Raw genomic sequence first — 26,484 nt, forward strand, 5'->3', positions numbered from 1 at the left:
TTTTCTAATATCTGATTTATTATATTTAACAAAATAAATATAATAATAAAAAAATTCAGGATGTCGCTTCAATATGAGCAAACATCCTGATTTTTTTGGTTAATTTGACTCTACTACACCACAAGCAATTCGCGAACCAGAATTTCCGGATGGATCCGTTTTATAATCGTCAGGAGCTTCATGTAAAATAACAGAGCTTCCGTTTTCATCAAATAAGGAATTTTCCTTTCCTTTTTCTAGGGTAATATTTTTTGCAACAAACTCTATATCGACAGAGCCATTTTCATCTGGTGATATGTTCGGTAAGTCTCCTGCATGGAAGCCCTTCGGATTGTCAAAACCATGTTCTTTTCCTTTAGGATTGAAATGCGCTCCTGCAGATTCAAAAGTCGGTTTTTCACACTTTCCTACTTCATGAATGTGGAAACCATGCTCTCCTTCCGGTACATTTTCCAATTTTACATGGATTCTCACACCTTCTGATGACTCGGTCAATTCAACTATCCCCATTTCATTACCCTCTGTATCAATCATGGTTGCTGTTGCAGTCAAAGCTTCTCTTGTATTCGTGGGAATTATTTCGTTATTCTCTTCATTCGCAGCTCCAAAAAAACTGCAACCGCCTAAAAGTAGTATGCTAAGTGGTAAACTGTTTAATAAGATGTTTTTCATGCTCATCCCTCCCTCGAAAAAAGTTTCGACAAAGGAGTGGATAAATATTCAAAAAAGATGGGAATGGCGAAAAACTTTCCGATATTAATGGAAAGGAGGGATTTCCGTGGATATCAATTCAATTATGTCTAGTCAGCTAGCCTCACTCCAACATACTCTACAATTAAGCATTTTAGACAAATCCTTAAATTTAGGGTCATCCGGTGTCATTGAGATGTTGGAAAAATCAAATCAAGCACAGCATCAAATAAACCATCCGTATAAAGGAAATGTTATTGACGTGTCAATATAATGGAAAAGTTGGCGCCTGATAAGTCATTTAAGGCGCCAATTTTCTATTAACGATGACCCTTTCATCTCAAATAAATTGCGGCGAAGAGGCGTGTTTGATGTGACCACTTTAGGAGCAAATAAAATTATTTATCATAAGAATTTGTGCCTAACCAAAAGTTTGCACTTTGGTCAGGCCCTTCGTATTTTACTTACAAACACCTTAGTATCTTTAAAAAAAACAAAAGTAGCATTTCGAACCATTTATCATATGAATAATATTACAACCTTTCTAACAACATAAGATTCACCATAGCATTGGTTTATCAACCATCAACCACAACATAATCAGCAATAATATGATATATTTCCATGTTGCTTTTCGTAATTTCTTGATAAATTCTTCTTTCTTATAATGACTCGTCCCAAAGGTTTTTAATGTGGGCTTGAAAGCACTTGCTAGGAAAACAATGGATATTAACATAATGGCAACCGTTAAAACAATCCACGAATCAGTCCATTTCCATCCGCTAACAATAATAAGGATCGCACCAGAAAGTACAAGAACATGACCGGCATGCTTGACAACGGTAATAGCTAGTCGAAAAGACTGTACAAATCCTATCATTTCTATCTCATCCGCAGCTTCCATTTTCTTTGTTAAAGGAATCAATGTAACTAACGGACCTATTGAAACGACTGCACTTAAAATATGAATGAATAAAAAAATAGTATACATCATCTCTTTCACATCCAATCTATAATACCTACTTCTACTATAACATGTATTTCAAATACTTAATTTATAAATTCAATGACAAATCATTTTATTAAACTATTTTACTTTTATGTTAAATGTTTAATAATCGCCTCTCATTGGATAAACTTTGATGTATGATTAACACACAGGATTTTCATAATCATGGTTGTTAGGAGTGTTTACAATCGGTATCCATAAATTTTTTACTAGTTTAAATGATCTAGAACGTATTTTTCGAGCTCCAGGGCGCTTTAAATTTGAAGAACATAATGTTGCTGCCCATTCTTGGAAAGTAGCTCAATACGCATTGTTTTTCGGAACGCTTGAAGAAATGAACGGGGCAAAAGTCAATTGGAAATCCCTTTACGAAAAAACAATCAATCATGACTTTGCAGAAGTGTTTATTGGTGACATTAAAACACCGGTAAAACATGCAAGCGAAGAGTTAAAACAAATGCTTGCTCACGTGGAAGAAAAAATGATGGAAAAATTCATTAAAGAAGAGATTCCATCTGAATTCCAAGAAGTTTTCTTCGAGCGAATGAAAGAGGGAAAAGATGGTACGTTAGAAGGCCGCCTTCTTGAATTTGCGGATAAGCTTGATCAATTTTATGAATCATTCGCTGAACTGAAGCGAGGTAATACGGATAAAGAATTTATTATTATGTATCAACAAGCATTAACAAATCTTCTTCAAATGCCTTTAAAAGTAAGTGTCAATTATTTCCGAAATGAAATTTTAAAGGATGTCATGAAAGAAGATACGCAAATTAATATCGCCGATTTAACAAATGAAATATTGAACAAAATAAAGCCTCAAGAGTAAGGATTCTGCTATAGTGAGGCTTTTATTTTGTATCCAATTCTATCTCTAATATCCGTTACTTTTTTATATTAAATATTTGACTTTTTTATTAAAAGATACTTACTTGCACGAGGCTACATATTCAATTACTATTACATTAAAGCTGCGTTGTACGTTGAATATTAAGTTTTAACCTTTGAACTGAAAAAGGGAGTTTTAGATCGAAGGTGGAATGGCGAGCGTCACACTACGGTGAATGACGATATACAGGAAATCTTCTGCGAACACCCACTTGGTGGAGTCGTGGTTTTAAAACTTTCTATAATATTACGGCAAGGCGGCTTGCACTACAAACATTACCTTAACAATGTTTGTAAAAGAGCTCTCCGATTAGGAGGGCTTTTTAATTTATTGAAAAAAATAAGCGGAGAACCTTCCCCGCTTTCCTCTATAATAATATATTTTGATACCACTTCTACTTCTACTTCGCTCATAGTTAACAGGTGTCCGTGTTTTTCCCAATGGCAAGCAACTTTCAGCACTTTTATGCTCCCACATAGCGATGATAAATTCTTTTAGCCTTTTCTTCTTCTTTCGTTCCATGAATTAATGCCCGGCCATCTTGAAAGAGAACGATTTGAACATCTTCTGCTTGGAACGAAATTAAGTAAGGATTCGCTTTTAAGTTTTGAACAAGCGGTTGGAGTCTTTTTGAGATATGATCCAATGAAATTTGTTGTTTTTGGTGCGGTCTGATTTGCACCGTATTTCTGCCACACAACACTGCTGTTTTCAAACCTGTTTCTAATGTTAAGTAAGGATGTGTGGGATTATTCCCACATGAAGGACAATCCTCTCTTTTTAAAGAAGAAACGTCAATAATTGAATGCTCCCTTTTCCAAACATCAAAGGAAACTAGTTGTTTAGACACCTTTCCACTCACTAAGTATTTCAGGCTTTCCGCTGTTTGATAAGATGCAACGATTTGCACCGCTGGACTAATGACTCCAACGGTATCACAAGTCATACCATCGGATGGAATCACTTGAAGCAAACAATTATAACACGGTGTTTGTTTTGGCACGATCGAAACACTCATACCATAACTTCTTACAACCGCACCGTGAATCCATGGTATGCCGTGTTTCATGGCAACATCATTGATGAAAAATCTCGTTTCAAAATTATCTGTTCCATCAATGATGAGGTCCACATCTTTTACCATCTCTTCTAATTCAATTGAAAAATCCCCAACAATCCCTTCAATTTGAATGGTTGAATTGATTGTTTGTAGATGTTTTTGTGCAGCAACAGCTTTCGGAATTTTATTTTTTGCATCTTCTTCCGTATAAAGTTGTTGACGACCGAGATTCGTCAAGTCGACGTAATCCCGGTCAATGATAGTGATTTTACCGATGCCAGCTCGAGCTAACATCTCAGCATTCGCGCAACCTAGTGCCCCTGCACCAACAATGAGTACATGGCCTTTCAGTAATTTTTTCTGTCCCTCCTCACCAATCGGAGAAAACAAAATTTGTCGCGAATATCGCTCCATTATGAAAGAATCCCTTCTGTTGGACTGGAGGCAACAGCATAGCGCTTTTTCGGAATTCTTCCTGCTTCATATCCAAGTCTTCCAGCTTCAATAGCGAGTTTCATTGCTTTTGCCATTTTAACTGGATCTTTTGCACCTGACACCGCTGAATTTAATAAAATGCCATCTGCACCTAACTCCATTGCAATCGCACAATCTGCTGGGGAACCAATTCCTGCATCGACAATGACAGGAATATTTGCCTGTTCAATGATTAATGAAAGATTTAATGGATTGATAATACCCTGTCCAGAACCAATAGGAGAAGCTCCTGGCATGATAGCATGAACTCCCAATTCCTCCAGCTTCTTCGCTAACACTACATCATCAGAAGTGTAAGGAAGGACAATAAATCCTTCTTCTAATAACATTTCTGATGCTCTTAATGTTTCAATAGGATCAGGGAGAAGAGTTTTATCATCCCCAATGACTTCGACTTTCACCATGTCACATAACCCTGAAGCTTTTGCGAGTTTCGCAATTCTCACTGCTTCTTCCGCTGTTTTGGCTCCTGCCGTATTCGGTAAAAGCGTGTATTTGGAAAGATCCAACATTTCTAAAAAGTTCGGTTGGGATGGTGCATAAATATTCATTCTTCTGACCGCAAAAGTTAAAATCTCTGCTCCAGATGCTTCTACCGCTTCCTTTTGAATCTCAAAATTCGGAAATTTCCCTGTACCTAACAACAATCTTGATTGTAAAACTTTATCTGCAATTTTTAACATGTTTATCCCCCTCCAACAAAATGGACAATTTCAATTTTGTCGCCATCATTCACTAGCTGCTTGCTGTACTGTTCTTTCAATACAATTTCGCCATTCTGTTCAACCACGACTATGCGATCTTGTAATTTATAAAACTTCAACAAATCTTCAACACTTTGAATACTACTTTGCACTTCTGTTTTTCGGCCATTAATGTAAAGATGCAACTTCATCCCCCTTTTTGAACAATATTTTTTAAATGGATTGCGGCTTCCTTTGGTTGACTCGATGAGAAAATGGTAGACATCACCGCAATGCCATGCACTTTTTTCTCCAGCACTTGTTCAACGTTGTCTGGCGTAATTCCACCAATCGCTATCACGGGAATCTGCAATTGTTCAACGATTTTACCTAGGGCATTCGTTCCTCTACCTGCCAATCCTTTTTTGCTGTCCGTTTCAAATACATGACCGAAAAGACAATAATCTGCCCTCGCTTCTTCAGCAGTTTTTGCTTCCTCAACGGAATGCACGCTAACCCCAACTCTCATATATGGGTACGCCGTTTTTACTTTTGCTGCCGGAAGACTGTTTGCTGGAAGATGTACGTTCCGTATACCCGTAAGTAGGGCTATATCAAGCCTGTCGTTAATAACAAGCCTTTCTTTCTCCACCCCTGCATAAATAAGTTCTTCTACTAGCGCAACGATTTCTGCGGGCACTTTACTTTTCTCGCGTATATGAATGTAATCAACAACATCGGCAATGGATGTAATAATCTCTTTCAGCTCTTTAATTGATTTTTTTCCATCAGTTATGGCATGCAGTTCCAATACATTGACTTCCTTTCATGCATTGACTTTTTCATCAGTCGGCCACATTTGCCTGTTGTATGCCATGTCCCAAAACATGTATTCAAATCGTGTTGTATTTAAGAAGATTTCTTCTAGTCGTAAAAGTTCAGATTCCGGTTTTCCTTCTGCCAATTGATTAAGCAAATCGAGATTCCATTGCGCTGATTGGCCAAACTCTTCGGAACTGTACATTTTTACCCAGTCTCCATATAATCCGTGTTCTTTAGCACCCTCGATTTCAGCAAGTTCACATCCAATTTCCCAGTAGCTCCATGCACAAGCTAAATGAGCAGCTGCAAGTTCAGCGATAGAACCATTTTGTGCAACAGCTAACATATAGTGCGTATATGCAAGCGTTACCGGAGACGGTTTTGCCTCTTCCAGCTCTTTTTCCGTTATGCCAAAACGACTCGCATATTTTCTGTGCAACGCCATTTCTCCATTCATTGTGTAATAAAGCAGGTTGGCAAACACCGTCATCACTTCAAGATTTGGCGCTTTCACCGCACCTAAAGCAAACAATTTGGAATAATCGATTAAGTATAAATAGTCTTGAATCATATAAAAACGGAATTTGTCAGGGTCCAATGTGCCTTCACCCAACTCTTTTACAAACGGATGTTCATGGTTTTTCCTCCAAGTCGACCAATACTTTTCTAAAAGTCGGTCAGTAAATTTCATCATTTCTCCCTCCCATTCAATTCACCATTAAAAAAAGCCACTTCAAAAATGAAGTGGCTTAAAACCCGAAATGCAAAAAGATATAATAATAGACAATACGAGTCCCAACAACCACTTCCCTTCGCTAGCATTACCTAGTGCAGGTTCAAAGGGTTGAGGCAATGCCTCTCTCAGCTAAAATGAATTAGCACCCCTAGTGATTTATAATGCTTTATTAAATTACAATCATTGTTACATGAACTCATAAAATTTTCAATAAGTTAAAATGAATATAAATTTTGTTATTTTATTCCAACTATATATAACTTTCTACTTCCCAGTGTCTCATTGAAAAGCATAATCTTTTTTAGCAGACTGGATATTCTTCAAATACTTTTAGCTAAAAATGTTTGCGGCTTCTACCATAAAATAAAGTTGCTCTAGCGATTTTTCGCTAAAGCAACTCTTGTTATTTTTGTCCCTTCTTTGTTTGTTTTTCCCATTGCAAAAGATGTGGATATGGGTCAAATGCCCATTCTGTACGGCCATTAAATTTATACATTCCGTAATGTAAATGTGGAGGGAATTTTCCACTCGTTCCTTCTTTACCATATCCAGAACTTCCTACGGCGCCAAGAATTGTTCCCGGTTCTACAATATCTCCAACTTTCAAATCTTTATTGAAATATGCTAAATGTGCGTAATAATGATACGTATTTTGATTATCCCGAATGCCAACTCGCCAACCGCCAAATTGATTCCAGCCCATCACTTCTACAACACCATAAGAAGTTGACAGAACAGGCGTTCCATAGCCTGCAAAAATATCCGTTCCTTCATGTATACGTCTTCCGCCCCATCCCCTGCTAGCACCCCAAGTTCCTTTATAGCTGTAATTATAGCCTCGAACTGGGAGGGGAAAAATATGCTTGTCTAACTCAATAGAATTGAAATGTTTATAAAGTATTTGAATGGTTATAATTTGATTGATAATTTTTTCATCTTTGTAATACTCCCATAAGGCAGTTTTAAAATCCTCTTCTGACGGGCCAAATTCGCTTAAATACGTTGCCATTGTATAAAGAATATCTTGGTCATGATTTCGATCTGCCTTGCCATCTCCGTTTCCATCAAGACCTTTCCCCCCAAAATATCCAATTGAAAAAGGTGAAGTATCTTCCTCATTTGGATTCAATTCTCCAACCCAAAATTCAGGAGAAAACTGAATCGCGATGATACTCTCACGCTTCGGAATATCCTTCCGTACTTCTTGGATATTTCTTTCATATTGATCGACCGCCGCCAAACGATACCATGGGACAAATGGCGTTTCGTAGCTTTTGTACAAATTCATTCTTTCCTGATAAACATTTTCCTTCGTTTCTTTTGCATTTACGTAAGTCGGAAATATATAAAAGCATACAATCGCCAAACATAAGGGGAGAAATATTTTTCGAACCAAAACGAATCCTCCTTTCTTCATTAGAATATCCCGAATTTTTTAAACCATGAGTGATTTTCCTATGACAATAAAGTCCATTATTTTACATACCAATTTCCTTTATGTAGGAGAGTTTTATGCAAATAAAAAAGTGCTTAACAACACATGTTAAGCACGAAAGAATCAAGCATGTATCAACTTTGTAACTATTAATTTTCTAGCATTTGGAGTTGTAAGTATTATTTCTTCATCACTATTTGAAAATTTTACAACTGTACCATCTAAGTTTTCGTAAATTTTTTCTATTTTTAATCCCTTTTCTAAATACTTTTCAATAATTTCTTTTTCTTTAAGAAACTCCTTATATTCTTCAGACATCAAATCACCTCATTCTATGTTTTTCGATGGGATGACTTGCTCGGTTGCCTCCACCTCTAGCTCTCCAAAGATCACTTCTACATCCGTCTCTGTACCATCAATCATCCAGTCCCTACCAGCTGTAATTCCTAAATATTTGGAATCATCTGGATCTACTATTTCAGCTTGAGGATATTTTTTAAACCACCAATATTTTGCAAGAATATAATAAATAACCGCACCTGCTACCAATCCTACAATTGAAGAATAGGTCGGTAATAAATTGGCAATAATTCCCCCAATAATCCATGCAAGCATTCCTGCCCAGTTAATTCCGTTAGCATAACGATATTGACCATCTACTTCATATAAATCCTTAACATTCACTCTTCTTTTACGAAGGATATAGTAATCTGCAAACAACACACCGACAATCGATGTTAAAATACCACCAATGATGAGTAATGCCTGAGTAAGAATATCAAACAGATTCCATGGTTGAGCTAATATACCGATGATGCCGGCAATAATTACCCCAACCCAGAAAGGCACTTTTGGTCCACCAATATTTGAAAATATCGTTGCTGCTGGAATAACATTTGCTGACGTATTCGTTGACCATTGGGCGAGAATAATCATTAGTAGCAAGATGACTAAGATGAATCCACTTGCTGCTTCTTGTAACGCCACAATTGGATCGCCCGTTCCAACCGATGCATAACAAACTGCACCAATCATAATCATCAACGTATTAAAAATCGGCATCACAATGATTGAACCTACTAATTGCGTTTTATTACGCTTAAACCAATTTCGCTCATTTTTTGGCGCTTTAAAGAATCTGGATAATGAGGGCATATCTGCTGCGAGCGTTGCCCAGAATCCCATATTGGCCATTACAATAACCATGAAGGCAGTAAAAGCAGCAACACCTGTTGCAGGTGATTCAACCCACGTCCAAATATCTTTTCCTTGCACGCTTGCTTTATCGGCTAAGGAAATATACATCCAAATGGAAATGAGTATGATGATTGGTGCTGCAAAATCCGCAAAGCGTTCAATGGATTTAATTCCTAACGACACATTGATTAATTGGAATGTTGCAAATAGGATAAAGCAAATAAACCATTGATCAAATCCAAATAATATGTTTAAAATCCCGTTTATTGCCGAAGCACCAAAGTATGTGTTAATTCCAAACCAACATGAAGCGGTAATCCCACGAACTGCTGAAGGGATATGAGTACCAATTGTTCCAAAAGGAGCCCGCATATAAACGGGGAAAGAAAGCCCATGTTCAACGCCAATATCCCCAATAATCGTCATTAAAATTCCGATCGCAACAGAACCAATAATCGTTGCGAGAATGACCATTGGAAGCGGCAAATTAACAATCCCTGCCGCTCCAATGGCAAATGCCGCAAGTACAATGGCCATACCTACCCAAATAACAGCGAATCCGAACGGACTAATGTTCCTCTTTGCATGCGTTATCGGAAGCAAATCAGGAGACTTTAAGTAATTACTCTTTTTATGCAAAATTTCCTCTCCCTGTTTTCAGAATGAATTATTCACTAGATACATTGGCCATAGAGTATTTTGCAATTGCCGCTTGACGCTCGTTCCAAGTCATCTTCGGTAATCGGTCTTTCACTTCAACCATTTCAATTGCGCCATCCACCGGACAAACAATCGAACATAAATTACATCCTACACAATCTTCTTCTCGTACTTTTAAAATCGGATTACCATTCTCATCATTCAATCTTTCAATACATTGATGAGAAGTGTCTTCACAAGCGATGTAACACTTGTTACAGTTAATGCACACATCGTTGTTAATTTTTGCAACTACTTTATAGTTAAGATCCAAATCTCCCCAATTGGAATATTTCGGAACTGCTTTTCCGACAATATCCATCACAGAAGAAATTCCTTTTTCATCGAGATAGTTATTAAGACCATCAATCATATCTTCTACGATACTAAATCCATGATGCATCGCCGCTGTACATACTTGAACACCTGTAGCCCCCATCAGCATAAACTCCACTGCATCACGCCAATTGGAAATGCCTCCAATACCAGAAATCGGAACATTGATATAAGGGCTTCTTGCACATTCTGCCACCATATTGAGCGCTATTGGTTTGACAGCTGGACCACAATATCCTCCATGCGTTCCTTTTCCTGCAACATGAGGTATCGTGTTCCATGTATCTAAATCAACACCCATTAAACTATTAATTGTGTTGATCATACTAATTGCATCTGCACCGCCTCTAGTCGCAGCTTCTGCTGTTGCTGTAATATCTGTAATGTTTGGCGTCAGCTTTACAATAACAGGTGTTTTTGCAACTTCTTTAACCCAATAAGTTTGTTTTTCAACAAGCTCTGGAACTTGACCAGAGGCGCTTCCCATTCCTCGCTCTACCATACCGTGTGGACATCCGAAATTCAACTCTAGCCCGTCTACGCCCACATCTTCAACACGTTTCACAATCTCATGCCATTTCTCTCGTTTTGGTTCCATCATTAAGGATGCAATAACAGCATGATTAGGAAACTTCTTTTTCGTTTCATAGATTTCTTTCAAATTCACTTCGATAGGCCGATCTGTAATGAGCTCAATATTATTAAATCCTGCCACTCTTTGACCGTTATATGATAATGCAGAGAATCGTGAAGAGACATTTAAAATAGGCTCACCAAGGGTTTTCCATACCGCTCCACCCCAACCTGCTTCAAAAGCTCTTTGAACTTGATAGCCAGAGTTTGTCGGTGGTGCTGAAGCAAGCCAAAATGGATTGGGTGATTTAATTCCCGCTAAATTTATGCTTAAATCCGCCATGTTTCAATCCCCCCTAGGCTTTTTCCTTTTGTAATTCAAACGATTCGTGTATAGCTTTTGCTACTTCTTTCCCTTGTTGTGCAGCCGTTACAACCATTGCCTCTCCTTGACCTTTCCCAAAGATAACATCTCCACATGCATAGACATTCTTCACAGACGTTTCTAAACACTCATTGACTTGAACAACTCCGCCTGAATGTTTCACACCAAAGGCTTCTAATAAATCTATGTGACGCGTTTGCCCAATGGCTTTAATTACTGCATCTACATTTAATACAAAATTAGAACCTTCTACTGGTACCGGCTTTTGTCTACCGTCTTCACCCGGTTCGCCAAGTTCCATTTTGATGCACTCAATGCCTACGACTTTATTGTCTTTTCCAATAATCTTCACAGGCGTTGTTAACCATCTAAATTCAACGCCGTCCATTTTTGCAAAATCATATTCAAACTCATAAGCTGTCATTTCATTTTTAGTTCTTCTATATAAAATTTGAACGTTTTCTGCACCTAAACGAATTGCGCATGTTGCAGCATCAATCGCTGTATTTCCTGCCCCAATGACAACAACTTTTTTCCCTCTGAAAGATTCTGTAATAGATCCTAATTTTGTATTTTTTACAAATTGAATTGCATCATAAACGCCTTCTAATTCTTCCCCTTCAATTCCTAAATTCGGAACATCACCCATTCCGATTGCCAACACAACTCGATCATAATTGTTTTTTATTTCATCAACGGAAACATCTACACCAACACGAGTATTCGTTTTTATTTCAACACCTAATTGCTCAACTTGTTGTACTTCCCATTCCACAACATCTTTCGGTAAGCGGAAAGGAACAATTCCGAAATAATTTAACCCCCCTGCTTCCTTTTCCGCTTCGAAAATCGTTACTTCGTAACCTAAACGAGCTAAATCTCTTGCTGCAGATAATCCTGCCGGACCGCTTCCGATAATGGCTACCGTTTTGCCGTTAGATGGTTTTGCTTCAAATAAAGGTTTTTCTTGTTCTCTTGCCCAATCTGTTGCATATCGTTGCAAGTTGCCTATTTGTATCGGTTTTGAAACAGAACCTAAAACACAAGCGCCTTCACATAACTCCTCAGTTGGACAAACTCTTGCACAGCTGGCTCCAATAGGATTTGCCTCAAGTATCAATTTTGCTGACCCTTTTAAATTACCGGATGCAATTTTCTTAATAAAATTAGGAATTGGAATCGCCGTTGGACAAGCTTTAATACAAGGTGCATCATAACAATACAAACAACGATTCGCTTCTTCGATAGCTTCGCTTGGTGTCATTCCTTTATAAATTTCTTCAAAATTTTCAGTCAAATTAGATGAAATGCGCCCCCCCAAAAGGCTTGTCATACATCCCCCTCCTAAACTATCAATTGATGATTTGAGTTTCTTTTTTTGGTTCCTTAGCTAAGCTGCGATGAATATATTTACCGCCTCCGATTTTACCTACGAATTCTTTGTCTTTAATAATGAACTCTCCGCGCAACAACACACTTACCGGTTCACCTGTCACTTCCATTCCTTCGAACGGATTATAATCGACATTCATGTGATGTGTTTCAGCGGAAATAGTCCGTTTTACAGTCGGGTCAAAGATGACAATATCTGCATCACTGCCAACCGCAATTGTTCCTTTTTGCGGATATAAATTAAAGATTTTTGCCGCGCTCGTTGCAATCATGTCAACAAAGTCTGTAATGGAAATGCGCCCTTTTGCAACACCTTCTGAGAATAATACACTGAAGCGGTCTTCAATAAATGGTCCGCCATTTGGAATTTTAGAGAAATCATTTAACCCTAAACGCTTCTTACCGTTGTAGTTAAATGAGCACATGTCCGAACCAATCGTTTGTAATTGTTTTGCCTTTAATGCGTTCCACAATGGCTCTTGATGAGATTTCGGTCTTAAAGGAGGCGACCAGACATATTTTGCTCCTTCGAATCCTGGTTTCTCTAGGGCTGTTTGGTCTAGCACCAAATAGGGTGGACAAGTCTCTCCGTAAACTTCGTATCCTTTTTCTCGGGCTCTAATAATTTCTTCAACTGCTTCTTTACATGTCACGTGAACAACATAAAGCTTTGCTCCCGCAATATGAGCGAGTTCAATTGCTCGCTTCGTCGCTTCTCCTTCCACTTCTGGCGGTCTCGTCAAAGCGTGATAAATTGGTGCTGTATGGCCTTTTCTTCGTGCTTCTTCCACCAGTTCATCGATTACGGAACCGTTTTCACAATGAACCATCACAACGGCACCAGTTTCTTTTCCTATCTTGAAAGCTTTAAACAATGTTCGATCAGATGCTTGGAATTCCTTCGCATAAGCCATAAATACCTTAATGGATGAAATTCCTTCTTTTTCTAATAAAATAGGCAATTCTTTTTCCGTTTCATCATTTAAGTCATGAATCATTAAGTGGAACCCATAATCAACAACTGCTTTTCCTTCCGCCTTTTTGTGCCATTTCTCCACAGCATTTGCTAGCTTCGATTCCCCCGCAGTTAATGCAAAGTCGATTATTGTTGTTGTTCCACCAAAGGCTGCAGCAATTGTCCCTGTTTCCCAATCATCATCAGTCACCGTATTATTGAAAGGCATATCTAGATGCGTATGCGGATCGATTCCCCCTGGAAACACGTACTTTCCACTTGCGTCGATGATTTCAGCATCCGGATCAACAATGTTTCCACCGATTTGAACAATTTTCTCTCCTTCAATTAAAATGTCACCTTGGAAAAAATCTGAGGCAGTTGCAATCCAGCCGCCTTTAATGATTTTTTTTGACATATAAGCACCTTTCCTCCTTTAATTAGTTTGCTTTTCTTGCACTTTTAGTGAAAATTTTGTTTGAAGATTCAGCACTGTTTCCAGCAATACATCTGCACCTTTTGCACAATCTTCGTAAGGGGTTTCTTCTTCTTCGCAATGACTTTTTCCATTGATGCTTGGCACAAATATCATCGCTGTCGGAATGTAGCTTGCAATAAATTGTGCATCGTGGCCTGCACCGCTATATAGCCTTTTTGATGAATAACCAAAGCTTTTACAAGCCTCTTCGATTTGATTGCAAATTGTTTCGTCAAAAACGACTGTATCACGATTCCAAAGCCTTTCAATTTCCACTTTGCATCCTGCTTCTTCTTCTGGTAAGGAATGGATTACTTCTTCTACTTGTTTAATTTTTGCTGGATCTTTATGACGTGACTCTAACGTGAAGACAACTTTGTTAGGAATGACTGTGTGAATATTTGGAGAGACATTCATTCGACCGATTGTATAAACTAATTCTTCATCGATTTGACCTAGTTTTTCTATGAGGAGTGATATATATTTGTTAGCTAAAAATAAAGGATCTTTACGCATTTTCATCGGTGTTGTGCCGGCATGGTTTGATTCACCTGTAATGCGAATTTCATAGCAAACCATTCCCACTACACCTTCAACAATACCTATTTCAACATTTTCCGCTTCTAGTACAGGACCTTGTTCAATGTGCAATTCAATAAAAGCACTGGCTTCTTTTAGCCGATTTTCTTCGCTTCCTTGATAATTGCTTTCTTTCAATGCTTGTTCAAACGTGATGCCACTTACGTCTGTTGATTTTAACACTCGTTCTTTATCGAATTTTCCAGAAAGTACCCCGGAACTCATCATTGACGGTTCAAAACGAGCACCTTCTTCATTGGTAAAATTCACAATCGTTAACGGAATCTCTAATTCTAGTCCATTTTCTTTGATTGTTCTTACCGCCTCTAGCGCAGTTAATACGCCAAGCACTCCATCAAACCGACCGCCTCGCACGACGGAATCAAGATGCGACCCCATCACGATTGGTGGTAAATTCCTTTTTCCCGGCAAAGTCGCATAAATATTGGCCATATCATCTGTTTTTATTTCCATCCCTAGTTGTTCACAACATTGAACGAAATAGTCCCTTGCTTGAAGATCTTCTTTTGATAAGGCGAGCCTTGTAACACCGCCGTTACTTGTAGCACCGAATTGACTAAACTGAATGATGGATTCTTTCAGCCTCGCCTCATTGCACTTATACATTAACTCCCCCCCTTTATACCAACTAAACTGTGACTTATTACGATAATTTTATTAGAAACTTAATCCTCAATTAATGGTCATTCTGACGAAAATTATTGTGCAGTTGCACAGTTCTATTTGATAATTTTTTTTCATATAAGCCAATAGGGGATTTACGCGTATCAATTTATTTTGGGGGGATTCTATGGTAAAAATTTCGGAGCTATTATCTGATCCAAATTTCCAACATCTGCAGTTAATTGGTGGACAGGCTGGAATCCATAAAAGTTTTTCTGGAATTAATGTAATCGAATCGGCTGACTTAGTTCCATTTTGTCGACCAAATGAATTAATTGTAACGACTGGTATTCAAATGAATAATGATGAAAGGCAACTGGAAAGATTAATTAAGTCCTCACATGCTAAAAAAATAGCAGGTTTTATTATCAATATCGGACCCTACATTCCTCGTGTCCCCAATGCAATCATTCAATTTGCGAATGAAAAGCAATTACCTCTTTTCCAATTTGAATGGAAATATCGAATAGCGGATTTATTAAAAATGACTTTTGAGTTTATTTCGAAAAAACAAAATATGCACTATCAACAAAACAATGAAAAAAGAATTTTGCAGCAATTACTGTTTGATATCGATTCCCCTCTCGAAGAATTAAAAGAATTATTGAAGCAACGTGGTATTTCAAAAGAAGAATCTTTTTGCGTGATTACTTGTTTATTGGATCAACCAAATAATAAATATTTTCAATACAGAAAATTGATTGATTATGAGTTTCAACAATATTTCAAACACTTCTTTTGTTTGGAACATAATAATCAATTGATATATGTCATCTTTTCCTATGATGAACACGCTAAGAAAATTCCAATAGAATCCATCTTTCAAAACATTTATAAAAAGGAATACGAAGAACTGGGGACAAGACAATTAACCATTGGTATGGGAAATAAATATCACTCAATCCAACAAGTGAAAAAAAGTTATAACGAATCGCTCACTGTGATCCATTTAACCCAATTGCAACAAAAATCTTCTTTTTTTAAATATAAAGATATCGGTGCATATCGTATTCTTTTGGCATTATACGACGATCCTGTCATCAAATCCTTTCATCAAGAAATGCTAGGCCCCCTATATGTATACGACCAAATGAATGGATCGGACTATGTGCAATTTTTGAAAATTTTTTTAGAAGAAAACGGAAGTGTAAATCGGATTAGCAAAAAACTTTTCCTTCATCGAAATACTGTCAATTATAAAATTCGAAAACTCGAATCTTTGTTAGATGTTGATTTAAACGATAATTTTACAAAAACCAATTTAAGCATCGCTCTGATGATAGAAGATGTATTAAATAAAACATAGTGGTTTAGTTTGTTTTGGTTTAAATAATATGGTATGATACCTTTTAACTTACAATACATTCACTTGGAGGAGAAACAATGCAATCACTACAATCCATTGAACAGTTTCATGAACTAAAAAACGACGAACGTGTAATCTTTGTGTTTTCAGCAGATTGGTGCAAAGACTGCATATTCATTAAACCATTCCTTCCGGCAATCGAAGAAAAATATGCTCAATATACGTTTGTATTAGTAGATCGTGACGACTTTCTAGATTTGTGCGGCGAACTTGATGTTTTTGGAATTCCAAGTTTTATCGCTTACAACAATGGAAAAGAGATTGGACGTTTCGTTAGCCGCGACCGCAAAACACAAGAAGAAATTGAAAACTTTATTGATAGCTTAAACATTTAACATAATATTAAATAGCTTGGATAATCTTCTCATTGTGCCCTTTAAGGTAATATAAAAACTTTTTTAACATAAAGGACCCCGCATTAGATAGGGGTCTTTTATTCTATTTTCCAACTTGTGAACTAAGGAATAAATTAAACATATGCTTCTATTCGAGTTAATTACTGTTGCGAATAAGGTACCGAAAGAATCAGATGCGACTCCAATAGCCTAATATTCACTAACGAATATGCAAAACTCTCATAAATTTTTCCACCAACAATCTTCCAATTAGGCAAACCCACTAATTTACATTTCGCCATGTGTTTTTACAGCATAGTTAGACATCATTACCATCAATCAACTTCAAATTTGACTTTAATGGTCTGTCATCTCATACGTTCTATCTGTCCCACTATTAGAAACATAAGATGATGCTGATGAATAGGATAGATATGAAAGTATGACAAAGGAAGTGAAAAATTGCCTAAAACGAAAGTAAACCCGAAAGATCCTGCTTCAATACCAAAGTTTGTAACGCCTTTACAAAAACCCCCTGTAGTGAAACCGAAACCCAACCCTAACTATCCAACCAATTCATATTTTGAAATTACGATGAAAGAAGCGTTTCATCGATTTCACCGAGACTTTCCATTAACAAAAGTGTGGGGATATGATGGAATTTATCCGGGGCCAACAATTGAGGCAAGAAAAGACAAAAAAATTTATGTGAAATATTTAAACAAACTTCCAAAAAAGCATTTCTTACCTATTGATCGCACATTGCACGGTGTAGGTGACTCACCAGAAGTTCGTTCAGTTGTTCATGTACACGGTGCTAATGTATTTTGGGAAAGCGATGGTCATCCAGAAGCTTGGTATACACAAAACTATGAATATACGGGACCAAAATTTAAACGAAAGGTTCATGAATACACAAATCATCAGCCAGCAGCGACCCTTTGGTATCATGATCACACAATGGCGATGACAAGATTAAATGTTTATGCAGGTCTGGCAGGTTTTTATATCATCCGAGATGCATTAGAAGATCGATTAAATTTGCCAAAAGGAGATTATGAATATCCTCTTCTCCTCCAAGATAAGTCATTTAACGAAGATGGATCATTATTTTATCCAGATCGTCCACCGGAAGATGCACCATTCCCAATTCCAGCACCATTTATTCCTACCATTGTTCCATTTTTCAACGGAGATGTGATGGTTGTTAACGGAAAAGCTTGGCCGTATTTAGAGGTAGAACCAAGAAAATATCGATTCCGCATTTTAAATGGTGCGAACAGCTCTACTTACAATATCCAACTTGAAAATGGGGAACCATTTTATCTCATTGGTACGGATGGCGGTTTTTTAACTGCACCTGTTAAAGTTACTTCTATACAGCTTATGCCAGCGGAACGAGTAGATGTAATCGTCGACTTCTCCTCGTTCAAAGGGCAAAAAATCAAATTAATTAATACGTTATTTGATGAAGATGAGCCCAAAAGGGACATTATGGAGTTTCGTGTAACTCGCCCGTTAAAAGGAAAAGATACAAGTGAGATTCCAACTAAACTTGCTGAATCAATGGATTTACATGAACACCACGCTCATGTCATTCGTAAGCTACCTTTATCTGTCGGAGAAGATCAATACGGTAGAATTATGATGATGCTAGATAATAAAATGTATCACGATCCATGCTCAGAAAAACCTTCTTTAGATAGTGTTGAAATTTGGGAATTTATCAATGCCACACCAATTGCCCATCCTATGCATATTCATTTAGTACAATTCAAAATTCTTGATCGAAGACCGTTTGATCTTGAATTATACCAAAATTCCAACGGGGAAATTCTTGAGTTTATAGGTGATCCAGAACCGCCTCTCGACTACGAAAGAGGATGGAAAGATACGGTGAGCGCTCCTAGCGGAATGGTCACAAGAGTCATCATGCATTGGAAAGAACATACGGGAAACTATATTTGGCATTGTCACTTGCTCGAACATGAAGATCACGATATGATGCGCCCTATCAGAGTCATTGATGACGCCCATCCTGTCGTACAACATGATTAAAGATAATAATTTTACAAATATCGCCAATTTCCTATCACATGAAATAGTTCAATAAATTTCACTATTATCCCGCCTTTTAACAGGCGTTTTTTTTGCATTATGTATATATCCATTTTTTATCCTTTCGACTTTTTACATTTTTCCCCTTTCATACTTACTCAATGCTTCTATTTCTTCTACACCTCGAGACCTATAAAGAAATAAACCCCCGGTTTGTTGTTGGCCATCCCCTTTTTATCTAATATGTCGATATAAACAAAAATATTTAGGAGGTTTTCTGTGAAGAAAATACTTTTAGCCATCGTCGTTATGTTATTGCTTATTAGTTTAATTAGTATTGGTCACTTTTCTTACTTTTCAAAAGATTATAGAGCGGAAGTTACAAATGAAATTGATACAATCGAGTTAGATCTTGCAGGAGCAAATGCAACAATACTTACTAAAAATCAAGATTATGTTGAAGCGAAATTAAAAGGTAAAGGCAAAATATCCCTTTCTAAAAAAGACGATACGATTGAAATAGAATATGATCGCAGGTGGTATGAATTTTTCAATTTCGGGGGTCGAACAGAGCTTATTATTACAATCCCTGAAAGCTATAATCGTGATTTAGAATTTGATGTTCGTTCTGGAAACATTAACTTTGAATTATCAAAAGACATGGAACTCCATGAATTCAAAATGGATGTAAGATCAGGAAACATTCGCATCGATTCGTTACAAGCAAATAAAGCTGAATTGGATGTTAATTCTGGGAATGTGAATATAAAACATGTGACAGGCCAATTGGAGATTGATGTTTCATCCGGAAATATTTCCATTCAAGTAGATGATTTAATAGGTGATATAGATGCAGAAGTAAGTTCTGGCCATATTGCACTCGATTTACCAGATGATAGTGACTTTACATTATCTGGCGAAATTTCAAGCGGAAACATTCATAATCGTTTTCCTTTAAATAATGAAGTGAGAATCGAGTAGGAGGGAGTGATTAGCTCCCGTCCTCTCACACCACCGTACGTACGGTTCCGTATACGGCGGTTCAATTAAGATAATTGACGCAAGTTTTCATAACTTCCGTGAATAGCTGTTCTCTTTATGCCAGTGGTCACTCCACCCTCCAAGAGGACTCCCACGGGATTCACCGCTTCCTTCCTCAAGTGAGGTACTATGTTTTCTGTGTTCATCATGACTCACTGAATGCCAAGGGCTATTCTCTCTTAATTGTTCGGTCCTTCTTAGTAGTTCTAAACCAACTAATACTATGACCTCTGCTGACTTCTGACGGTTCAGCTACTTATCACTAAGTAGGTTATGAAGCGAACTTCACCTATCCGCCAGACCTCCCCGGGTAAGTACATGCACTTTCACACCATCTATCCGCCTCATTTACTCGATATGACCTTCGACAGAAAGAGCTTTGTTTTGTTTCGCAAACTCACTCAATCATACCTAGCCTTATATGAGGTTCGTGTTCCTCGGACCGGTGTTTTGCCTCCAGCTTCCTTCAGATTCCGCGTCACCACGGACACCCTTGCTCTTGGCTAACCTCTACTTCTGTCTTCGGGGTTCGGGACTTACACCCTATAGTTCATGTACATGCCGGGCGCACGAAAAAAATCGTTTACGAGGCACTCATGGAACTGGACAATACAATATCGATTTAGAAGTATCTAGCGGTAGCGTTGAAATTAAATAAAATAAAAACCAAGGTGAAACAAATCTCTAAGAGATCTTGGCTGATCACCTTGGTTTTTTTAATTACCTACCACAACATTTTTTATATTTTTTCCCGCTTCCGCAATGGCATGGATCGTTGCGGCCAATTTTAGTACCAACTACTACTTTCGTATGTTTTGGTTTTGAAAGATCTGTTAATTCCTTTGGAGTATACCCACGATTGTCCCAAAGTCTTGTAGTATTTGCAATGGAAAAAATCACCCTTGTTATTTCGTTAACCTGACTGACATTTTCAAACACAAATTGATTTAAAAATTCCCTCATGATGATATTAAATTTATAATTCATCGCCTTGATTTTCCATGCAAGATCATCCACTAACTCTTGAATCAATCTACTTTCTAGCCCTTCAACTCTTTCTAGTATTTTCGCAAGTTCTCGATGATACTTCGTTTCTTCATAATAGATTTCATTTTTATAGCGTAGTAATTCTTCTTTTTCAGGAATGTAAAATGGCTTTCCAACCACAAGTTGTTCCAATTTTTCCGTAATATTGTTCTCTTCAAGGGTTTTATGAATAAACCGATCTAATTTTACAACGACATTGGCTTCTTCAAGTAGTTTTTTATATTTTGAATCCGTTGTAATCGCTTGTAGTTCTTTACTCGTAATTTTTGGCTTGTTTTGTAAATTGTAAATGTGTATTACTTTATAATTTGGAACAATTCCATATAAGTTCGTACAACTTACAATATAGTCATAAATTAATTCTTTATTCGCTACTTTTTCTGAATCGATAACTTCAGAACCCCTATATTTGTCAGATATAATTAAATAATTTTCATGATGAATATGTTCCCATTCTGTCTTTTTGAATTTCACATGTTTTAAAAGAGAATTAATATGGTCTATATTTAATGGTTTATATCCGACCGATTCAGCCCATTCTCGAGTTGAAGTATATTGTGGATGAGTTGGGTCATGAATAATTTCTAAAAAATTCATATATCCAACTGGTCCCCCAACATCTTCTGGTGGCGCCATACCTCCGCCGTCTAGCAAAGTCGGATAGCCAAAATAATAATCATCTACGGTATCTTCTAACGTTATGGTGATTTCCCAATTATCCCCGAAATCATATTGATAAAGAATTTTACCGTTCTTCTCGATATATTGATCAATTTTAATGCGGCTAGGTTGCTTTACCTTTTTTCCGTTCAATTCTTTCTGTTCAATTAATTCTTCATTATTTGTGATCATAACATCTTCCAAAGGGAAGCAAAAATGATGATAGGGTTCCATATAGCTTTTAAAATTTGTTACGTACTGTATCGTTTCGTGCAGTCGATTAAAGGTTGCTCCAACCGGTATAATCACCTTTCGCCAAACTTCTGGTTTAATTCCTTCGAATGTCAATTTTAAAATATAAGCTCTCATTGTTTCACCTTACTTTCTAAATAAATTAGTGATGACTCGCTTAAACCCTTTATAATTATATATAAATAACTTCACAAAAATAGAAGTTATCATTTTTTATATGAAACTAAAAGTAAAATATGAATAAAAAAAGTAGCTAATACTAGCTACTATAATTTAACCATCGCTTTTCTACAATTATGAAAGCTTCTTCCAAATAATTTTTTAATTCATGGAATCGATCGATCTCTGGTGACTCATGGAAATCTTGCTTTATAATGCTTAAAAACTTTAACAACTTATGCTCTTCTGTTTTTGAATTATTATAGTTATGAATTAAATCTTCTAATAAATGCAGTGGAATTTTATTTAAAAAGTGATGACTCCAAAGCCATTTATACGAAAGTATTTTTAACGATTCATCATTGCCTAAAATGGAAGTCAAAACGAAAGCAATTCCATAAATTTTTTGGCATTTTAATATGTTATTTAATAATTGCTCGTCTTTGAATTCGCTTTTTTCAATCGAATTATAAGCGTGATCTAAATAATGATAGAACACCTCATAAGTCGCTAGATTTTTTGCCTCTCCTCGACCTTCAAAATACGCTGCCGAATTAAAGTAACGATAAAGCGCATTCATTAACTTCGCATTTCCATAACTAATCTTTTCCTGTATTTTACCTACGACTTCATCTGAACTAATTTCAATCATCGGTACACCTGTTTCTTTGCGATGATCAGTTTTTAACTCGATAAATAATAACACTTCATTTAAATATGGCAGGACGAAATGTTGAGCAATTTCTTTATATTCTCTTGATTTTTCTCTACGTTTTGTTTGCATATATATAAAAGCTTGTGAAAGGATGAACAAAATAAGTATGGAAAATCCCATTTCCACCATAGGCAACTCAAGCCCTCCCCCCTTTTATATGTTGTTATAAAAATTTCCTTTTTCGTAATAAAATGGACACAACTTTATAGTATATATATTCATTTAGAAAAAAATTATTCTATGTTTGGGATATTTACTCTAGAATTGAGAATCACATTAATAAGATGTTACTAGTTTATTGTTGTGGTAATCATGCAAATTTAAACGAGGATAAAACGAGAAATAGTGGAAGAAACATAAGCAGTAGAGGAGAAACAGTTTTTTCAAGTTAACATTTCAGTTTCGACAACAAGCATATTACTTCTTCCTAAAATCTAAAAACACCTTCGATTATACCTACGATAATCGAAGGTGTTTCATTAATTAACCTTCTTTAATAACGTCCCTTTTATTTCTTCAATCTGTTGCAAATGACGCTCTTCATGATAGCCAATTAATGATACCCACTGTCGTATTGATAATAGCCCGTACCTTCTATGAATAAAAGATTTTTGCTCTAAATCTTCTTCACTAACACCTTCAATACTTTGCAACAATGCTTCTCTAGATTTTTCTAATTTTTGTATAAGCTCTTCTAATGTTTGAAATTTCTCTGAAGGTGTTAAATCATCTGGCGCTACTCGTTTCACCGTACGATCTAATATATGGTAAAGGGGTTTTTCTTCAGTTGGATTGTATTCATCTTTTGATAGCGTTTCCAATATTCCATCTACCGTATTCATTTCCATTAAATATAAATGCTCTAACACTTGAGCTATTGACCATTTCCCTTCTTCAGGTACTGCATTTAATTGTTCATTAGACAAGGAACGAACACTTTGCAAAAGCTTTTCACGGGTTTTCTGTATTTTTTCCACTCTTGCTACCCTCCTTCATTCTTTCTAATTATTATTCTTTCAAAATAAAAAAAAGAACTACTTATTCTTTTTATAATGAACGGAGTAGAACTATTTTTAGAGTTAACGGCCTATGTTAAAGTGACGCGAAAAACCGCTCACTTCAAACATAGGCATATCCATTGAAATTCAATATTGTATATCATTAAATTAATAACATTGGAAGAATGCAATACGTTGACGATTTAATACATCGTAAACCCAACCTCGATTTCCTCTCCAACGGAAACCAATAATTGAGTTACCGAAAGCAAACATCGGATAGAACCAGAAGCTATTACCATTCGTTAACCAAATAAAAGTATTGCGGAACAAACATCTCCCAATTCCTCGTCCTCCACTGCGACGACCAAATTCAGCTGTTCCTTGGAATGAGCTAAGTTGAGGTGTGAAACTTGGAGGCGGAGCTGCAGGTGGAGTCATTTGTCCTCCAGGTGGTCTTCCTGGTGTACCTGGGAATCCCCCTGGTGCACCCGGGAATCCTCCTGGTGTACCTGGGAATCCTCCTGGTGTACCTGGAAATCCTCCCGGTGCGCCTGGGAATCCACCTGGTGTACCTGGGAATCCTCCTGGTGTACCTGGGAATCCTCCTGGTGTACCTGGGAATCCTCCCGGTGCGCCTTGGCCTCCCCCTGGTGCACCAGGGAATCCTCCTGGCATACCTGGGAACCTTGATGGCTGGCCTTGAAACCCTCTACGCGTTACATCATCATCAAAATCAAATTGATTATTATTATCATTGTCGTTAAAAAAAGGATACACGCTTTTTCCCCCTTTTCTTCAAGCTAATTTCAATGTATGTAGCTATTTCAACGCTACATAGGCATATATTCATCTTCATTGAAAGAGGAGAAAAAGATGTGTTTGTATCCTAAAAACACCTTTTGTTGAATATTAACAACCAAAGTATACCAAGTTGTTTTATATGTTTTATTGGTATAATAACAAAAAAATCATTTTTATTAAAGTATTACTTAGCTACTTTTCACATTTATTTTATTTTTCTGTTTCGAATTAACTTAAATGTTTCTATTTCATCACTTCTCATTCTGAATAAAAACCGCACAGGACACTTAACATGCACTGTGCGGCAAAATGGACACTAAAAGACTCGTACTAAATTATTAGAAATTAATCTTCAATGACCCCTTCGAAGTTAATTAAATCTTCAAACTTAATAATCTTTGTCGCATCTGGTATACCAATCACAAAGTTTGGTTTTTCATTTACATTCGATTTACCCATTTTATAGTTTATTTTTAATCCGAATGTTTCGCCTTCCATTGTAAAGTCTATATCAAAATTTAACACATCATAGCCAATATATTTTTCTGGATGTACAGCAATATATTCTTTCAATTCATTTAATATCACGTAATTATTAATTTCACCAACAATATCTTTAATATCTAATTCTGCAGCTTCCAGTGATTGTTTTAACATCTCGATATCTTCGGAAGTAACACCAAGTGCTTTGGCGTATTCTGGGTTTTCCAATAATGCAACGAATTCAGGTAAAATTTTATTAAATAGTTTTTGAATGAAAGGCGTTAATTCATCATTCGTCATTTCAAATTTAATTACTTTGTCTACTTCAATACCTTCTGGTACTTGAATTGCATCTTTAGATACTTCTTCATAATACTCCCCACCGAAGTGATCAAAGAAGAGATCGAACAATTCTTCATTAAGTTTTTGCTGTAATTCTATATCCATTACAGGAGCAGGTTGTCCAGTTACTTCTGAAAGCTCAGCAAAATCCATTTCAATAAATTTACCTTTATACTCTTCTGGAGTTGGGGCAAATGGCAGTTCAGGAATTTGAATCCACATTTTATCAGCAGTCATCACAACTGGCAGTTTAATATCACCAATTGGGAACGGTCCGTTTAGTTTAAATGTCATATCCATTTCAAGTTGTAATGGGTCTTTTTGATAAACCCCTTTGAAATCGACATGAATATCTTTAAACATATCAAAGATTGCAGTTGCTTCTTCAGTTGCTCCCTCAATTGTAGGGAATTCAAAACCGTAATTCATTGTTCCTTCAAATTCATAAGAATTCAATTCAAATTCTTTTTGATAAATTTCTTTTAGTTCTTGTACAATTGGATCATTTGCATATTGTTTATCCAATACTCTTGATAAGAATACTGCAAAGTGAGCACGTGTCGTAGGTTGATTTGGATTGAAGGCATTTTGTTCATTACCCGTTGTAATTTCATTTGCATACAGCGCATCAATTGCTTCATATGCATAGAAATCTTTCGCTACATCTTTAAAAGATGTTGTTCCATTACCTTTTAATTTGAAGGCATTTGTTAAAATAATCGCCATCTGTGCACGAGTAACATCATCATTCGGTCTGAATTCACCATTAGACCCTTTCATAATATCAGCGTTTGTTACAGCAGCAATAGCGTCATATGCATAATAATCTTTTGAAACATCCTTATATACAATCTTTGGATCTTTGCTTGTATCAAGTTTTAATACTCTTGATAATATAACTGCAGCTTGAGCACGTGTTATAGTTTGATTTGGTTTGAACGAATTGTCTTCATACCCTTTAATAACCCCTTTGCTTACTAAGCGGTTGATTTCGTATGAAGCCCAATGTTTACCACTTACATCTGTAAAGCCAGCTGCACCTGCACTCCCAAACGGGACCGCTAACAATAAAACAATTGCTAGTAAAATAGAAAAGAATCTTGTTTTCTTCATTTTTCTCCTCCTCC

26 protein-coding genes, 1 other RNA gene and 1 riboswitch are annotated in these 26,484 nt (G+C 36.6%); of the genes, 7 read left to right on the plus strand and 20 right to left on the minus strand.

The genetic code is table 11. From position 1 onward, the window contains the following. Window positions 1–99: 99 nt before the first annotated feature. Entirely contained in the window at window positions 100–672 is a 573-nt protein-coding gene (locus NST98_RS11755) for a superoxide dismutase family protein (RefSeq protein WP_340715192.1), read from the minus strand. Window positions 673–778: 106 nt separating this feature from the next. On the opposite strand from NST98_RS11755, the gene NST98_RS11760 reads away from it, so the two are divergent. Further along, window positions 779–964, plus strand: coding sequence for a hypothetical protein (locus NST98_RS11760; RefSeq protein WP_016837641.1), 186 nt, complete (start codon window positions 779–781; stop codon window positions 962–964). A gap of 285 nt (window positions 965–1,249) precedes the next feature. On the opposite strand, the gene NST98_RS11765 is transcribed toward NST98_RS11760, so the two are convergent. Then, window positions 1,250–1,684 (minus strand): hypothetical protein, encoded by a 435-nt coding sequence (locus NST98_RS11765; RefSeq protein WP_340715193.1) that lies wholly within the window; start codon window positions 1,682–1,684, stop codon window positions 1,250–1,252. A 202-nt stretch (window positions 1,685–1,886) separates the two neighbouring features. Here NST98_RS11765 and NST98_RS11770 point away from each other — a divergent pair, with 202 nt between their 5' ends. After that, the gene (locus NST98_RS11770) at window positions 1,887–2,528 is read left to right on the plus strand and encodes a YfbR-like 5'-deoxynucleotidase (protein ID WP_026019017.1); all 642 of its coding nucleotides are present in this window, start codon (window positions 1,887–1,889) and stop codon (window positions 2,526–2,528) included. A 136-nt stretch (window positions 2,529–2,664) separates the two neighbouring features. Further along, window positions 2,665–2,855: non-coding RNA, 6S RNA (ssrS, locus tag NST98_RS11775), on the plus strand. Between the two features lie 196 nt (window positions 2,856–3,051). Here ssrS and NST98_RS11780 read toward each other — a convergent pair. From NST98_RS11780 to NST98_RS11835, 12 genes are all read right to left on the minus strand, one after another. After that, entirely contained in the window at window positions 3,052–4,065 is a 1,014-nt protein-coding gene (locus NST98_RS11780; protein WP_340715737.1) for a ThiF family adenylyltransferase, read from the minus strand. Then, window positions 4,062–4,826: a thiazole synthase gene (locus NST98_RS11785; RefSeq protein ID WP_340715194.1), complete on the minus strand. Its 765-nt coding sequence runs from the start codon at window positions 4,824–4,826 to the stop codon at window positions 4,062–4,064. The genes NST98_RS11780 and NST98_RS11785 overlap by 4 nt, the downstream gene beginning before the upstream one ends. Before the next feature lie 2 nt (window positions 4,827–4,828). Further along, on the minus strand, window positions 4,829–5,038 hold the full coding sequence (gene thiS, locus NST98_RS11790; protein ID WP_238536181.1) for a sulfur carrier protein ThiS: 210 nt from the start codon (window positions 5,036–5,038) through the stop codon (window positions 4,829–4,831). Then, window positions 5,035–5,637, minus strand: coding sequence for a thiazole tautomerase TenI (tenI, locus tag NST98_RS11795; protein ID WP_096549871.1), 603 nt, complete (start codon window positions 5,635–5,637; stop codon window positions 5,035–5,037). Before tenI ends, thiS begins: the two co-directional genes overlap by 4 nt. A gap of 15 nt (window positions 5,638–5,652) precedes the next feature. After that, a complete protein-coding gene (gene tenA / locus NST98_RS11800) occupies window positions 5,653–6,339 on the minus strand; it encodes a thiaminase II (protein WP_340436845.1) in 687 nt (228 codons plus the stop codon). A 99-nt stretch (window positions 6,340–6,438) separates the two neighbouring features. After that, window positions 6,439–6,544, minus strand: a riboswitch (TPP riboswitch). Between the two features lie 243 nt (window positions 6,545–6,787). Continuing rightward, window positions 6,788–7,780 (minus strand): M23 family metallopeptidase, encoded by a 993-nt coding sequence (locus NST98_RS11805; RefSeq protein WP_340715195.1) that lies wholly within the window; start codon window positions 7,778–7,780, stop codon window positions 6,788–6,790. A gap of 162 nt (window positions 7,781–7,942) precedes the next feature. Beyond that, window positions 7,943–8,137 carry a hypothetical protein gene (locus NST98_RS11810; protein ID WP_016837626.1) on the minus strand — a complete coding sequence of 65 codons (195 nt, stop codon included), beginning with the start codon at window positions 8,135–8,137 and terminating at the stop codon, window positions 7,943–7,945. A gap of 9 nt (window positions 8,138–8,146) precedes the next feature. Further along, complete coding sequence (locus NST98_RS11815; protein ID WP_016837625.1) at window positions 8,147–9,655, minus strand: NCS1 family transporter; 1,509 nt, start codon at window positions 9,653–9,655, stop codon at window positions 8,147–8,149. Window positions 9,656–9,683: 28 nt separating this feature from the next. Continuing rightward, window positions 9,684–10,967 carry an NAD-dependent dihydropyrimidine dehydrogenase subunit PreA gene (gene preA / locus NST98_RS11820; protein ID WP_340715196.1) on the minus strand — a complete coding sequence of 428 codons (1,284 nt, stop codon included), beginning with the start codon at window positions 10,965–10,967 and terminating at the stop codon, window positions 9,684–9,686. A gap of 13 nt (window positions 10,968–10,980) precedes the next feature. Further along, a complete protein-coding gene (locus NST98_RS11825) occupies window positions 10,981–12,342 on the minus strand; it encodes an NAD(P)-dependent oxidoreductase (protein ID WP_340715197.1) in 1,362 nt (453 codons plus the stop codon). Window positions 12,343–12,361: 19 nt separating this feature from the next. Further along, window positions 12,362–13,774, minus strand: a complete 1,413-nt coding sequence (gene hydA, locus NST98_RS11830; protein WP_016837622.1) for a dihydropyrimidinase — start codon at window positions 13,772–13,774, stop codon at window positions 12,362–12,364. A gap of 18 nt (window positions 13,775–13,792) precedes the next feature. Further along, complete coding sequence (locus NST98_RS11835; protein WP_016837621.1) at window positions 13,793–15,040, minus strand: Zn-dependent hydrolase; 1,248 nt, start codon at window positions 15,038–15,040, stop codon at window positions 13,793–13,795. A gap of 184 nt (window positions 15,041–15,224) precedes the next feature. Between NST98_RS11835 and NST98_RS11840 the strand changes: the two genes are divergently transcribed. The 4 genes from NST98_RS11840 (at window position 15,225) to NST98_RS11855 (ending at window position 19,837) form a co-directional block, all read left to right on the plus strand. Next, window positions 15,225–16,403: a PucR family transcriptional regulator gene (locus NST98_RS11840; RefSeq protein ID WP_016837620.1), complete on the plus strand. Its 1,179-nt coding sequence runs from the start codon at window positions 15,225–15,227 to the stop codon at window positions 16,401–16,403. A gap of 77 nt (window positions 16,404–16,480) precedes the next feature. After that, a complete protein-coding gene (locus NST98_RS11845; protein ID WP_016837619.1) occupies window positions 16,481–16,798 on the plus strand; it encodes a thioredoxin family protein in 318 nt (105 codons plus the stop codon). Between the two features lie 462 nt (window positions 16,799–17,260). Continuing rightward, on the plus strand, window positions 17,261–18,856 hold the full coding sequence (locus NST98_RS11850) for a multicopper oxidase family protein (RefSeq protein WP_340715198.1): 1,596 nt from the start codon (window positions 17,261–17,263) through the stop codon (window positions 18,854–18,856). 279 nt (window positions 18,857–19,135) lie between these two features. After that, window positions 19,136–19,837, plus strand: coding sequence for a DUF4097 family beta strand repeat-containing protein (locus NST98_RS11855; protein ID WP_340715199.1), 702 nt, complete (start codon window positions 19,136–19,138; stop codon window positions 19,835–19,837). 65 nt (window positions 19,838–19,902) lie between these two features. On the opposite strand, the gene NST98_RS11860 is transcribed toward NST98_RS11855, so the two are convergent. From NST98_RS11860 to NST98_RS11885, 6 genes are all read right to left on the minus strand, one after another. Continuing rightward, a complete protein-coding gene (locus NST98_RS11860) occupies window positions 19,903–20,046 on the minus strand; it encodes a hypothetical protein (protein WP_340714232.1) in 144 nt (47 codons plus the stop codon). Window positions 20,047–20,617: 571 nt separating this feature from the next. Continuing rightward, complete coding sequence (locus tag NST98_RS11865) at window positions 20,618–21,973, minus strand: IS1096 element passenger TnpR family protein (RefSeq protein WP_340715200.1); 1,356 nt, start codon at window positions 21,971–21,973, stop codon at window positions 20,618–20,620. Between the two features lie 142 nt (window positions 21,974–22,115). Next, window positions 22,116–22,865, minus strand: coding sequence for a hypothetical protein (locus NST98_RS11870; RefSeq protein ID WP_096549880.1), 750 nt, complete (start codon window positions 22,863–22,865; stop codon window positions 22,116–22,118). 344 nt (window positions 22,866–23,209) lie between these two features. Next, window positions 23,210–23,707 carry a DinB family protein gene (locus tag NST98_RS11875; RefSeq protein ID WP_016837614.1) on the minus strand — a complete coding sequence of 166 codons (498 nt, stop codon included), beginning with the start codon at window positions 23,705–23,707 and terminating at the stop codon, window positions 23,210–23,212. A gap of 189 nt (window positions 23,708–23,896) precedes the next feature. Next, window positions 23,897–24,508 carry a hypothetical protein gene (locus NST98_RS11880; protein ID WP_340715201.1) on the minus strand — a complete coding sequence of 204 codons (612 nt, stop codon included), beginning with the start codon at window positions 24,506–24,508 and terminating at the stop codon, window positions 23,897–23,899. A gap of 369 nt (window positions 24,509–24,877) precedes the next feature. Then, window positions 24,878–26,470: an S-layer homology domain-containing protein gene (locus NST98_RS11885; RefSeq protein ID WP_340715202.1), complete on the minus strand. Its 1,593-nt coding sequence runs from the start codon at window positions 26,468–26,470 to the stop codon at window positions 24,878–24,880. Window positions 26,471–26,484: the final 14 nt, after the last annotated feature.

Source organism: Ureibacillus sp. FSL W8-0352, from assembly GCF_038004345.1.
Lineage (GTDB): Bacteria > Bacillota > Bacilli > Bacillales_A > Planococcaceae > Ureibacillus > Ureibacillus thermosphaericus.